This window comes from Rhizobium sp. SEMIA 4085 (assembly GCF_013004495.1).
GTDB classification, from domain to species: Bacteria; Pseudomonadota; Alphaproteobacteria; order Rhizobiales; family Rhizobiaceae; genus Rhizobium; species Rhizobium gallicum.
Window position 1 is genome coordinate 1 of record NZ_JABEPH010000188.1, and the last position, 11,603, is coordinate 11,603.

General features: G+C 58.0%; 14 protein-coding genes and 1 tRNA gene. 3 read left to right on the plus strand and 12 right to left on the minus strand.

Going from position 1 to position 11,603, the window contains the following annotated elements; genetic code table 11:
- The 3 genes from yidC to rpmH all read right to left on the minus strand — a co-directional run.
- A partial coding sequence (yidC, locus tag C9413_RS18705; RefSeq protein ID WP_170250749.1) for a membrane protein insertase YidC occupies nt 1-379 on the minus strand: 379 nt, incomplete at its 3' end.
- The gene (gene rnpA, locus C9413_RS18710) at nt 379-777 is read right to left on the minus strand and encodes a ribonuclease P protein component (protein WP_039843758.1); all 399 of its coding nucleotides are present in this window, start codon (nt 775-777) and stop codon (nt 379-381) included. The genes rnpA and yidC, both read right to left, overlap by 1 nt.
- Nucleotides 778-798: 21 nt before the next feature.
- On the minus strand, nt 799-933 hold the full coding sequence (gene rpmH / locus C9413_RS18715; protein WP_016552555.1) for a 50S ribosomal protein L34: 135 nt from the start codon (nt 931-933) through the stop codon (nt 799-801).
- Between the two features lie 452 nt (nt 934-1,385).
- On the opposite strand from rpmH, the gene C9413_RS18720 reads away from it, so the two are divergent.
- The 3 genes from C9413_RS18720 (at nt 1,386) to C9413_RS18730 (ending at nt 5,229) form a co-directional block, all read left to right on the plus strand.
- A complete protein-coding gene (locus C9413_RS18720) occupies nt 1,386-3,383 on the plus strand; it encodes a methyl-accepting chemotaxis protein (RefSeq protein WP_039843759.1) in 1,998 nt (665 codons plus the stop codon).
- A 144-nt stretch (nt 3,384-3,527) separates the two neighbouring features.
- On the plus strand, nt 3,528-5,030 hold the full coding sequence (locus C9413_RS18725; RefSeq protein WP_039843760.1) for a HAMP domain-containing sensor histidine kinase: 1,503 nt from the start codon (nt 3,528-3,530) through the stop codon (nt 5,028-5,030).
- A 122-nt stretch (nt 5,031-5,152) separates the two neighbouring features.
- A tRNA-Arg gene (locus tag C9413_RS18730) sits at nt 5,153-5,229 on the plus strand.
- Between the two features lie 376 nt (nt 5,230-5,605).
- Here C9413_RS18730 and C9413_RS32755 read toward each other — a convergent pair.
- The 9 genes from C9413_RS32755 to C9413_RS33540 all read right to left on the minus strand — a co-directional run bounded on the left by C9413_RS32755 (nt 5,606) and on the right by C9413_RS33540 (nt 11,601).
- Nucleotides 5,606-5,881 (minus strand): UvrD-helicase domain-containing protein, encoded by a 276-nt coding sequence (locus C9413_RS32755; RefSeq protein ID WP_039843761.1) that lies wholly within the window; start codon nt 5,879-5,881, stop codon nt 5,606-5,608.
- Between the two features lie 128 nt (nt 5,882-6,009).
- Nucleotides 6,010-6,549: a hypothetical protein gene (locus tag C9413_RS32760; RefSeq protein ID WP_210263546.1), complete on the minus strand. Its 540-nt coding sequence runs from the start codon at nt 6,547-6,549 to the stop codon at nt 6,010-6,012.
- Nucleotides 6,550-6,669: 120 nt separating this feature from the next.
- Nucleotides 6,670-7,122 (minus strand): hypothetical protein, encoded by a 453-nt coding sequence (locus C9413_RS18740; RefSeq protein ID WP_039843763.1) that lies wholly within the window; start codon nt 7,120-7,122, stop codon nt 6,670-6,672.
- A gap of 3 nt (nt 7,123-7,125) precedes the next feature.
- On the minus strand, nt 7,126-7,521 hold the full coding sequence (locus C9413_RS18745) for a hypothetical protein (RefSeq protein ID WP_223843966.1): 396 nt from the start codon (nt 7,519-7,521) through the stop codon (nt 7,126-7,128).
- 110 nt (nt 7,522-7,631) lie between these two features.
- The gene (locus tag C9413_RS18750; protein WP_170250750.1) at nt 7,632-8,891 is read right to left on the minus strand and encodes a hypothetical protein; all 1,260 of its coding nucleotides are present in this window, start codon (nt 8,889-8,891) and stop codon (nt 7,632-7,634) included.
- Nucleotides 8,843-9,208 (minus strand): PAAR domain-containing protein, encoded by a 366-nt coding sequence (locus C9413_RS18755; RefSeq protein ID WP_039843765.1) that lies wholly within the window; start codon nt 9,206-9,208, stop codon nt 8,843-8,845. The genes C9413_RS18750 and C9413_RS18755 overlap by 49 nt, the downstream gene beginning before the upstream one ends.
- Nucleotides 9,209-9,264: 56 nt before the next feature.
- A complete protein-coding gene (locus C9413_RS18760) occupies nt 9,265-10,119 on the minus strand; it encodes a hypothetical protein (RefSeq protein WP_039843766.1) in 855 nt (284 codons plus the stop codon).
- Nucleotides 10,116-10,646, minus strand: coding sequence for a hypothetical protein (locus C9413_RS18765; RefSeq protein WP_133937175.1), 531 nt, complete (start codon nt 10,644-10,646; stop codon nt 10,116-10,118). Before C9413_RS18765 ends, C9413_RS18760 begins: the two co-directional genes overlap by 4 nt.
- 103 nt (nt 10,647-10,749) lie before the next feature.
- Nucleotides 10,750-11,601 (minus strand): phage baseplate assembly protein V, encoded by an 852-nt coding sequence (locus C9413_RS33540; RefSeq protein ID WP_348648787.1) that lies wholly within the window; start codon nt 11,599-11,601, stop codon nt 10,750-10,752.
- Nucleotides 11,602-11,603: the final 2 nt, after the last annotated feature.

Below are 11,603 nucleotides of genomic sequence, written 5' to 3' on the forward strand. Positions count from 1 at the left end.
AAGGCGTATTGGGTGGGTGGGTCGTGTCGGTGGGTGAGGGCTGACCTGTGAGCGGAAGGCTGTCGTGGCGGGAGCCTGCTAGGTTGACGGCGCAAGAGAGCGCTTCCGTGTCGATGGCGAGGCGCGGCGCGTTTGCAAGCGCGTCCGCGGGCGGTGCGGTCGCTGCAGGCTGGCCGGTCGGCGCGGCGCCACTTGTGTGCGGTGCGGGCTGGCCGCCTGCAGCAGGAGCCTGTGTCTGCTCGCTCTGCTGCTGCGCTTTCTGGGCTTCCTGCGCCTTGCGCTGAGCCTCGATGCGCGGGTTCATGTAAAGAAACTGCCAGCCAAGAACGATCAGCACCGAGAGAGCGATCGCAATGAAATAATTGCGGTTGTTTTGCATCATACGTTCCTGGGGCGTCCGTCGGAGGATCGCCTGTGTTTCGGCTTGTTTTCGACGCGTGCCTTAAGCTCCGCGCTCAATTCCTTGAAGGATGCCGTCAGGCAGTCTCTTCGCGCGACAACCACATAGTCGTGTCCGGGCTGCATTGCAAACCCCACATGAAGTCGCACCGCCTCTTTGAGGCGGCGGCGCATGCGGTTCCGTTCGACCGCGTTGCCATGTTTTTTTGTGACGGTGAAGCCGACGCGGGCTTCGGTTTCGGGCTCTTTCCGGTCGAGAACCTCGAGCAGGAAGAGGCCACCCTTGCGCTTTTCGCCGTTGCGGACAGCAAGAAACTGCGGGCGGCTTTTCAACCGCCCTGCAGTGTTTTTTTCAGTGGTCGTCAATTCGCCCGCCATCTGTTATCGGGCACTCCGGCCTTAGGCCGAAAGACGCTTGCGGCCACGCGCGCGGCGGGCAACGATGACCTTGCGGCCGCCCTTGGTAGCCATACGCGCACGGAAACCGTGGCGGCGCTTGCGGACAAGCTTCGATGGTTGGTAGGTACGCTTCATTTATTTAAACACCGCGGAGTGCGGCCCTTCTTGAATTTGCATATTGCAAGGAGCGTTGTTTTTCGAACGGGCGAGGCCAAAGACCGAAGTGACCGAACGTGCGGCGGCTTATACGGATGAAGCCTCAAGAAGTCAATTATCGCCCGGTGATTCATCGGCCAGCCGTTTTAGGACTGTAAAAATTCGCATTATGGTATTAACTATTGCGCCCAACACGGCGACAGGTTGAATTTTGCCGGTTTTGCCTTGATGGGCATGCCATCGGTGATGTTTTTACTCAGGTTTATGCAATTTATGCGAATAACGCCGTCGATGGCGGATAATATGGGTAATTTTTTGGAGTACTAAACCATCGCATTCGAAATGTAACATTAAGACATTTAGCCGATCTTCATTCTATCGGCTGGGAATTTGCTTTCCAGACTGTCGTTAGTCCCTCAGGAGGCATTCCGTTGAAAATCCGCGGCAAGATCAATTTGCTCGTTTCCGTTATGGCAGCTGTCGCCCTTGTTATTGGTGCAACCGCCCTTGTTGCCATGAACGAGTACAACAACAAATTCAGCGCCTATAAGAGTGCCTCACAGCGTGCCTATGCTGGCGAGCGGCTCAACCGCTTCGTGACGGCGACAGTTATGGAAGCCCGCGGCATCTACGCGGCGAAGGAAATCAAGGATACCGGCAACTTCGCCAAGGGACTGATGGCGAATCTCGATGAGATCGACAAGGTCATCGCCGGATGGACGCCGCTCGTTCCCGAGAGCCAGAAGGAAAGCTTCGCAAAGCTCGTCGAGCGAGCCAAGGAATTCCGCACCTTCCGCACCGAAACGGTCCGTCTCGGCACTGAAGTCGGACCGGCAGCCGCCAACACCCAAGGCAACAATGAAGCCAACCGCGCGAACCGAAAGGCCTTCCAGGCCGAGATCGATGCGATCGTAAAGACCGACAAGGCCGAGCTGCAGGCCGTCGATGCCGAGATCGAAGCCTTCCGTGCTTCGCTGTTCTGGCTCGTGCTTGCCATTGCCGGCGTCGGCATTTCGACAGGCGTCGGTATGGGCGTTTACATCGGCACCAATCATCTCAGTCGTCCGATCAAGCGCGTAACGACCGCCATCAATGAAGTCGCCAACGGCAATTTCGACGCGGATGTGCCCTATGCCGGCCGTAAGGACGAGATCGGCGAGATGGCTGCCGCCGTCGCCGTCTTCAAGGAAAACGGCTTGGCCATCAAGCGCCTGCATGCGCAGGAAGCGGCCATGCGCACCAAGAGCGACGACCTGCAGTCGAGCATGTCTGTGGTGGTCGCTGCCGCGGCTGCTGGTGATTTCAGCCGCCGTATCGAGAAGGACTATGAGGACGAGAATCTCAATCAGTTCGCAGGCAATATCAACACGCTGCTTTCGAGCGTCGATGCCGGCGTCGGCGAAACCCGCCGCGTCATTGCAAGTCTTGCGGATGGCGATCTGACACAGACCATGCGCGGCGACTTCCAGGGTGCCTTCGCCGAGTTGCAGCAGAACGTCAACAACACGTTCCAGACGCTGCAGACGACCATGCTCGAGATCCGCGAGACCACCGAAGCGATCAACGGCAACACCAACGAGCTCCGCGTTGCCAGTGACGATCTCTCCAGGCGCACGGAACAGCAGGCGGCGGCCCTCGAGCAGACCTCCGCAGCCCTCGACGAGATCACGGCCGTCGTGCAGAACTCGACGGAACGGGCGCAGGAAGCCAGCATCATGGTCTCGGAAGCGAAGGATGATGCCGGCCGCTCCGGCGTCGTCGTCCGCAACGCGGTCGATGCCATGGGCCGCATCGAGCAGGCATCGCGCGAAATCAGCCAGATCATCAACGTAATCGACGAGATTGCTTTCCAGACCAACCTTCTCGCACTGAACGCCGGCGTCGAGGCGGCACGCGCCGGGGAAGCAGGCAAGGGCTTTGCCGTCGTCGCGCAGGAGGTTCGCGAGCTCGCCCAGCGCTCGGCAACGGCCGCAAAGGACATCAAGGCGCTCATCACCAAGTCCGGCGATGAGGTTCACGTCGGTGTGAAGCTGGTGCAGGCAACCGGCGAGGCGCTTGGCGAGATCGAAACCCGCGTCATCGCGATCAACGATCATATTCACTCGATCGCGACGGCGGCCAAGGAGCAATCGACCGGCCTCAAGGAGGTCAACACCGCCATAAACCAGATGGACCAGGTGACGCAGCAGAATGCGGCGATGGTCGAGGAAACCTCGGCTGCGACCCACAAGCTCTCCGTAGAAGCCGACGGTCTCGTCAACCTTATTGCCCATTTCAGGATTTCGAATGCTGCTGCAGCGCCGCTCGCCGTTGCCCGCCGCGAAGAACACCGCCCGGTTGCCTCCCCGGCGCGCCGCGTGATGAAGACCGTCTCGCGGGCCTTCAACGGCAACGCGGCGGTTGCCGCGCAGAATTGGGAAGAATTCTGAGTATCGTCGACAGTCGGAAAACGCCGCCTGCGGGCGGCGTTTTCTTTTGTGACGGCTTGCCGTCGCTCGCGAAGATTTGAAAGCGCACTTCGATCGGCTATTATAGAAGTCTCGGTTCAGGCGCTTAGCCGATCGGAAATGACGATGCCGGAGCAACAGCAAGGCGGAAATTCGACTGTCGACGTTGCGGCGGACGGCGCAAATGGCCGTCCGGCGGGTGCATTCGGCGGCCTGTCGGGCAAGCTGCTTTGGCTGACCGTCCTCTTCATCATGCTCGCCGAAGTGCTGATCTTCTTCCCTTCCATCGCGAGCATGCGCATCCGCTGGCTGGAGGACAAGCTGAACACGGCTGCTGCCGCCGCCATCGTTATCGATGGCCTGCAGCCCGTCGAACTCCCGTACGCTTTGCAGAAGGAAACATTGGCGGCGACCGGCACGAAGGCGATCGTTCTTCGCAAGGAAGGCACCTCCAGGCTTCTGGCGATGAGCAGCATGCCGACATCCGTCGATGAGCAGTATGACCTGACCAAGGCCACGCCGATCAGTTCCATGCGAGACGCGCTGGATACGCTGCTTTTTGGCGGCAACCGCATCATCCGTGTTTACGGCCCGGTCGGCGAGACGAACATGGGCGTCGAAGTGCTGATGAAGGAAAAGCCGTTGCGCACGGCGATGCTCGTCTATGCACGCAATGTTCTGCTCCTCTCCGTGCTGATCTCGCTGTTTACCGCGACGCTGATTTTCTTCGTGATTAACCGCATCCTGATCCGCCCGATCCGCAGGCTGACGGGCAACATGCAGCAATTTTCAGCCGATCCGGAAAACCCGCAGCACGTTTTCGTGGGCGATGGCGGGCGCGATGAACTGGCGGTCGCGGGACGGCGTCTGACGGCGATGCAGATGGAACTGCAAAAGACGCTGAAGCAGCAGAAGAATCTTGCGGCACTTGGCCTTGCGGTCTCAAAAATCAATCATGACATGCGCAACATCCTTGCCTCGGCGCAGCTGATGTCGGACCGTCTCGTAGATGTCGATGATCCGATGGTTAAGAGCTTCGCACCGAAGCTGCTGCGCACGATCGATCGCGCCGTCGGCTATACGACGGAAGTGCTCTCCTTTGGTCAGGCAAGCGAATCGGCGCCGCGCCGCCGGCGGGTCAGGCTCTACGATCTGACGCAGGACGTGCGGGATATGCTGGCGATAGATCCGCAGAGCGGCGTTGAGTTTGCCGAGCAGATGCCGCCGGACATAGAGGTCGATGCCGACAGCGAGCAGCTCTTCCGCGTGATTCACAATCTCTGCCGGAACGCGTTGCAGGCGTTGACCGGCGAAACTGCCCCCGACGGCGTCAAACGCATCACTGTGTCGGCGCAGCGCGTCGGTAGCGTCGTCAGCATCATCGTTGATGATACAGGGCCAGGCATGCCGATGAAGGCCCGGCAGAATCTCTTTGCCGCCTTCCGCGGTTCGGCCCGCAGCGGCGGCACAGGCCTCGGACTTACGATCGCGCGCGAACTGGTCCTTGCGCATGGCGGCACGATCGCCCTCGTCGAAAAGCCCGCGGCGGGCACGCAGTTCCGCATCGAAATCCCCGACCGGCCGGTTTCGCTGGAGGACTATCGTTCGCGCACCCAGGCGGAAAAGTGATGCAAATTCCGCAACTCAGCCATCTGCAGCCAAAGTCGTGATTTTTTTCGAATTGCTATTGCATTCGCCCAAAGGACGCTTTAGAGGATCGCCCACGCAAGCGGCACGACCGCTTTTGGCACGCACCCGTAGCTCAGCTGGATAGAGCACCAGACTACGAATCTGGGGGTCAGGAGTTCGAATCTCTTCGGGTGCGCCATTCATTTCAATTACTTAGGTCATGTCAGACGTATCCTGGGGGCATAAGCTTTCTCGGGATGTAATGGCCCCGTAATGAGCTTTGCTCTTATGACGGTCCCTGACCTAATGATAATCTTCCAAGACATCAGATATCCAGACAGGGAAAGGTCCCGCCTAAAGAACCCATATTGCACGAGTGCAACGAGTTAGGACAAAGGATAATCCTCTCTGCCCTGCCTGTCGGAACGAAGTTCCTCGAAGGTTCTTCGAACCGATTGGCCCACTGTGGAGCCTTTAATTCGTCTGCCAGCACCCTTTTACGAGCGAGGGGGGTATCACCGCACTTCGTTTCGGCGAAGGGGTAGCAGGGGGGCCGCGTCCCCCTCCCGATGGCTTCATATTGCTTCGGTGATCAGAATATCACGCAGCAGCATTTTAAACTCTGCATCATCGCTCGCATGGTCGGCTAGCACTGGCACCGTTCCCTCAACTTCGCGAATGATCCTGTTACCAAGTGCGTGAAACGTCATAGCGTCCACCGCTACGCCCGCCCGCTCTTCAATGCGCGCCGCCATCTCTGAGGCCGCGTCTCTTCCATAGGCCAGGAGCAGGATGTCATCCGGTTTGCGGATGCCGCGTGCGATCAGATAGGCAGCCTTTGCCACGATCACGCTGGTTTTGCCCGAACCGGCCCCGCAAGGACTAGAGTGGCGTCTTCATCCGTTACCACGGCGAGGCGCTGTTCGGGCGTCAGCGGATTTTTCTCGATCGTATCGAAAAAGCCTTCATCTCGGCCAAGTCAGATGGCCGCGCGGCGGGCCTGCTCGGGTGCTGCCTGGAACGCGCGGACGGTGTCGATACGCTTTTGCTGATCATCGGGCAGGATGCCTTCAGGGATCGTGGCGGGCAGTGAATCGAGGGCCGCAGTCGCGCGTGTAAGGTAAGGGGCGAGAAGACAGGCAGCAGGATAACGGCGCGGCTGGTCGAGACGGCTTACAGCGTCGGACAGGACGGTCAGCTCATCTTTAACCGCTTCGCATTGCCGGAGGATATGTACGCGGAAGGCCGCGTTGGCCGAGGATATGAACCCGGCCGCATCATGTGTGGTGACGCCAGCAAGGCTGGCGACCCGTCCGCCTGCGAGGGCACGGCTATCGTGGTGAAGCCCAAAGTGCTGGTAGCCTGGCGGGGCCTGCCCATGCGGAGAAGGGCCCTGGTCGTGGCCGCCAAGAAAGTTGATCCCTGAGGCGGGCTGCTCCGCGGCCCCTGACGCATGGCCCAGGGAGCGCAGAAATGCCCCCGGCCAAGCGCGTCTTTTGAGCCGCTGCGGTGATCCCATCTTTAGGCGCCTCCGCTTGCAATCAGCGCCTTCCGGGCAGCACCAAATGCATCCTGCAGCGCCTCGAAATTTTGTTCTAATCCGGTCTTCACGCGACTGCATCGAGTAGAGGTAAAGGAACTACAAGCCGATCGTGTACTCGTTTTCAATTCGCCTTAGAACCTCTACGGTCTTGTCAGACAGACCAGGACTTTGAAGATACTCCTCGAATGTGAATCCAAATATGCCGCTGTCCATAACGCGTTTTACGAGGTCGGAGTGTCCGAACATCAGCATATACTCGTGTTCTTCGGGCGCCCAGAAATAGAGGTCGATATCAACGAACTTTATCAGTAGATTTTTATGTGACTCATCGTAGGTCCGTACAAGGGCCGAGCGGAGATTGTCAGGTCCGAAATACTCCGGATCGTGCCCGTATTCGAACGACCAGAACTCTATTTTTTCACCTTCAAGAAGCTTCGTGGTCTTGACGATTTCTTCTTCACTTGGAAATTCGGGCAGAACACGGCAGGTATAACCGAGGCGCTTGAGCTCTTCTGCGTCGAGTTGCGATTTGGCGGAAATCAACTTCATTTGTCAGGCTCCCGGACCGTTGTTGTACCGGATTTCTGTCTGCCGGCCATTCGGATTTCTGATTTGCAGCGTCGGACGTCCATCGCTGCTGCCGGGGCGAACCGTGATCTTGCTGCCATCTTCGAGGGTGCCAGTGCGCCCCGGACCGTATTGCGTGTCGATCGGCCGAGAATTGTCTGGTTCGAGCGAGTCAAAATCCTTGTCGGCTTCACTCATGCCGCCGTCTTTCTCGCCGTGCTTCGTTTTGCCTTTGGTTTTCTGCTCGACGCCAGCCTCGTCCTCAAGTTCGTCCCGGCGTTTCTTTTGTCGTTCCTCTTTTGCCTTCGCGCAATCGCCTGTGCACTCTGATTGGTCGCTGTTGTTCAGCATATCATCGGCATTATCATCCGCTTCAGACATATTTTGACTGATGATGTAGGCACCACCAATCGTAACGACGGCAAGAAGACCATAGGCGACCCAGCCGGGAGGTCCGCCTGCAAGGAGAGGCGCTCCCGCAACGAGTGTCGTCATGAAGCAGCTCCCCCTGTTTGAGCCGCAGCTTGTATCGATCTGAACAGTAAGCGAACCTTTTCGTCGGCATCTGTGAGACCAGCGCTTCGCATGTATTCGATAACGCCAGGTTGCGCTGTCAACCGACCGTTCGTAATAGCCTGCAGATAACACCACCGCCCAAGGTCGGCCTCGGCGCGTACACCAAACGACCGTGCCTCAGTGATATGTTTTGCTATCCATCGATCGCGGCTCTCTGCGTCGAGATGGTCCAATTGTTTGTGCGCCGTGCAATCAAGATACCCTGAGATGCGCTGATGGGATTTCACGTCTCGCATCTGAGAGACAATCCGCAAATTATCATCTGAGAGCGTAAGGGGACCCTTTGGCGCATCAGGCGAGCCATTTGCTTTTCTGCCTCTTTTGATGCCGCCGCCCCAGAATTCGTCAGGCGCGAACATGATCTGATCTGCCGGACCGAGCAATCTTGCAATCTGATGCTCGTCAAGGGTTGGGAGGACTTGGATCAGCGCATTGGCGTCGGCGTGGCGGAAGATGGCCAGTTCGCAGCGATCGCCGGCGTCCCTTGCCAGTGCCTCGTCGTCGCCGGCCGCGCCGAGCTCCTGCACGTTGTTACCATCGAGATCATCATGCCTTTTCGGAATTCGCACCCGGTTAATGCCTCGAAGGTGCCGATAAAGAACGTCGCCCGCCAGATCCTTGTCGCCGATCCAAAAGACCATCCCTGGCTTGCCGTCGCCGATTTTCAAGACCTCATGCAGGTTGCGGATAGCCAGCGAATTCCCCAAGCCCCCGGCGTCGGGCAATACTCCACCGGCCGTCGGATCACCGGCGTTCAGTGCATCGACCATTTGCGCGGATAGCGCTGCAGAACGGGCCTCGAGTTCTTCAGCGGAGAGTTCTTCGCCGCTAACTCCATTGTCATCGACTTCGGCTTTGCTCTGGGGAGTGCCAAGCAGAGAAAGATAGGGATCGATGAACCATGGGCCGCCGAGGATGATGGCATAGTCCCCACCTGCGTAGCGGTAAAGCGGACGATGGGAGACACCAGCTTGTTTCAGACGAGCCGGAAGATCATCGAACTGAGCACCATCCATAACGGCAAAGATGCGCCGTTCGGGGTGGGTCGCGATCTCCTCAACTATCTCGAGGAACTTCTGACCGACGCTGGAAAGCGCGATGTCTTCCTGGTGCTCGGATGCCACCGCTATCCCCGCACCATCGGCATCGACCGCGCTGCCATGGACTTCTGACAAGCCGATCCGCCGCCGCCGTCGTCTCCGATGTAGACGTTGGATGAACCGGTCTGCGCCTGACCTCCACAATCGATCGCATCACTGATCCGGCCGGCCGGCTTGCCGTTGATGAAGACGGATGCCGAGCCGGCGGCGAGCTTGCGTCCATGCGCGGGCTCTGGGCACACGGGGCAGCCATGCGACACGTAGGCATCGCCAACACGCATCAGCGGCTTGTCGTTGACGAATACGCTAGGACTGCCCCCAGTCGCCAAAGTTGGCGGGAAATGGCACGAATGGCCGGAGCCGATATCACCTCTGCGATGTGCTTTTGGCATGATTGCTCCATTGTGGAGAGTAAGGTTCCTGAAAACAAACGTTGGCAACGGTCGGGTCAAGGCATGGAGCTTCCCTGTCGTCCCCTGACCCATACAACATCATTGTCGAGCCACCACCTGCGGACTCGCCCGCCCCGCGCGTCCCGTCTCTCATGCATCTGGTTCCAGCTTTCGCGACTAGACGGCTTGACGCCGCCCTCATCAAACAAATCCACCGGACCACCCACATGTGTGGCGTAGTCAAGTGCAAAGTAAGCTTCTAGAGCGGATCCGAATGCGTCACTGGGGAAGTCTACCCTGCCGGAGGAGCATGCCATGGCAATACGTCTATTTCCGGCAAGCTGCCCCGTTGCAGAGCCGACCCTTCGATGGGTCACCAGGAACAACGGGTTTTGGGAAATGTCGAGCAAGAAACTTTCCGCATTCGGAAATCCGTCTCCGACCATGCGGCAGCTAAACGTCATTTTCTGCGCTGCGCGATCTACGTGGATGTCGACTGAATTCGTCACATCCAGTTCTGGTACGACGCCGCTATAGAACTCGCGGCCTCCTTCGGTCTGGGAGCCCGGCAGAGCGAAATTTTGGCCCCGATAGGAAAGAAAGACCTGTGCGTGCTGATCGCCGTCTGGCCGATACGGGTCGACTTGGCCCCGCACTTCCGCTTGGGGTTGTTTTTTTGGATCGCTATAGTCCTCGTACGTTCCGATATAACGATTGCTGCTCGGGTCTGAGATCGCTCGTCTTCCCACGACTTTGGCTTGCGTGAGATAAATCTCGACCGACTGTTTGATCCTGGCGGTGACACCTAAGCTGGTACTGAAATTCCGATTGTCGCCCTCAAAGAACAGTCCGCCCGCACCAAAGTTCTCCAGCGGATGGAAGGATCGCGTCCACAGGGTAAGTTTGCTCATTTCTGCAAATCCTTCGACGCGTCGCAAACGAGAACCAATTCGTAGTTCCGGCAATCGTACCGCGACTGCAGCGAGCCGATATTAATAACTGACTCTACGATTCGGCTGTCCGCCTCGGTCACGTCTTTCCCGACGATGTGAATATGGAGGGCAGAACCGACCTTTATGATCTGGCCCGTCGAAGGATCCAACTCCTCCCCCTCGCTGCCGGTACCGATGTGCTTGGTCTTAAGCATATCCCAGGGAAACGTGGAGCCTCGCGCCGGCGCGAAACGGAACTTGTATGTGCCTCCTTCCGGATAATCGAATTGGACAATGCTCACCTTGTCCGAAATGATTGCTCCAAGTCGCAAGCCATCAGGTGGCAAGGGTTTGTTCGACTTCAGGTAAGGATCGCTTGCGGCAGGGTTTTCCCTTCCTTCCTGCGACTTCCAGTCGATGGCAGCGATCATGCGAGGAACGATGATAACCGTGCCGCCGCCACCAAGTATCGGCGGCTCAAGATAGATCGTCAGGTCTGAGAGCATTTCCATATCCTTCCCATGCGCACGAAGATGAGCGCCAGCCGAGACGAGAGCAAGAAGCAGAAATAGTGCTAGGCAGCGGAACCTTCCCATACGACCAGGGCCTCTACGAATTGAGATCGATGCGTGATGCCTTCAGGTCTATATGCTCCTCTTCTTCGACGATTAGTTTCACGCCTTTGATTGTTATTTTGCCATCGGGCTGCATGACGATCTCGGATTTGCCGCAGCGAAAATGAATTTCGCCATGCGCATCGATCATCTTCTTCCTTGCAACGACCTCTCGATAATCCATGCCGGATGAGACAAACAGAGCGCCTGCCACGTTGGTAGTGTAATTCGCACCGACGGTTGCGACATAAACGCCGCTGACAGTCAGATTGAAGACTGCCGAAGTGCTCATATTGATCGAGTTTGCCGCATCTATGCTCAGGTTCCCCCGCCCGAGACCCTCATTCAGTGAGTTGCTCAGAAAGTAGCCGGCCGGTCGCAAACCAAAGACATCACGACGCGCTTCGCCGCTGACGAGATTGCCTAAACTTCCAGTGCCTACATTGATGGACAAGTTCTGGGCGATATTTTGCGTGCTCGAGCGCTCCACCTCGGTCAATGACATCCCGCCAACCGAAATGATCCTGTTGGCATCCACGCGCTCAGTTGAATGGTTTTCGACTTTTGTCGTCATATCCCTCTGCGCATGCAGATAGATTTCTTCGCGCCCATTCTCATCCTCAAAGCTTAGCTCGTTGAAGCCCTGCCCCTTGTGGGTCTGGGTGCGGAAGATGCTCTTGGTCTTATTGGCCGGCAGATCGTAAGGCACGGCATTGGCCGGATTGGGCACGACACCGGTCACCAGCGGCCGATCCGGATCGCCGTCTACGAAGGCGACCATCACTTCCATGCCGATGCGCGGGATGATCTGACCGCCCCAGGTGGAGCCCGCCCAGCTCTGCGCCACCC

Coding starts and splice junctions, on each gene's coding strand:
- rpmH (WP_016552555.1), bottom strand. CDS start 933: ATGAAGCGTACCTACCAACCATCGAAGCTTGTCCGCAAGCGCCGCCAC.
- C9413_RS18765 (WP_133937175.1), bottom strand. CDS start 10,646: ATGCTCTCAGACCTGACGATCTATCTTGAGCCGCCGATACTTGGTGGC.
- C9413_RS18740 (WP_039843763.1), bottom strand. CDS start 7,122: ATGAAGTTGATTTCCGCCAAATCGCAACTCGACGCAGAAGAGCTCAAG.
- C9413_RS18725 (WP_039843760.1), top strand. CDS start 3,528: ATGCCGGAGCAACAGCAAGGCGGAAATTCGACTGTCGACGTTGCGGCG.
- C9413_RS18755 (WP_039843765.1), bottom strand. CDS start 9,208: ATGCCAAAAGCACATCGCAGAGGTGATATCGGCTCCGGCCATTCGTGC.
- C9413_RS32760 (WP_210263546.1), bottom strand. CDS start 6,549: ATGGGATCACCGCAGCGGCTCAAAAGACGCGCTTGGCCGGGGGCATTT.
- rnpA (WP_039843758.1), bottom strand. CDS start 777: ATGGCGGGCGAATTGACGACCACTGAAAAAAACACTGCAGGGCGGTTG.
- C9413_RS18760 (WP_039843766.1), bottom strand. CDS start 10,119: ATGAGCAAACTTACCCTGTGGACGCGATCCTTCCATCCGCTGGAGAAC.
- C9413_RS18745 (WP_223843966.1), bottom strand. CDS start 7,521: ATGTCTGAAGCGGATGATAATGCCGATGATATGCTGAACAACAGCGAC.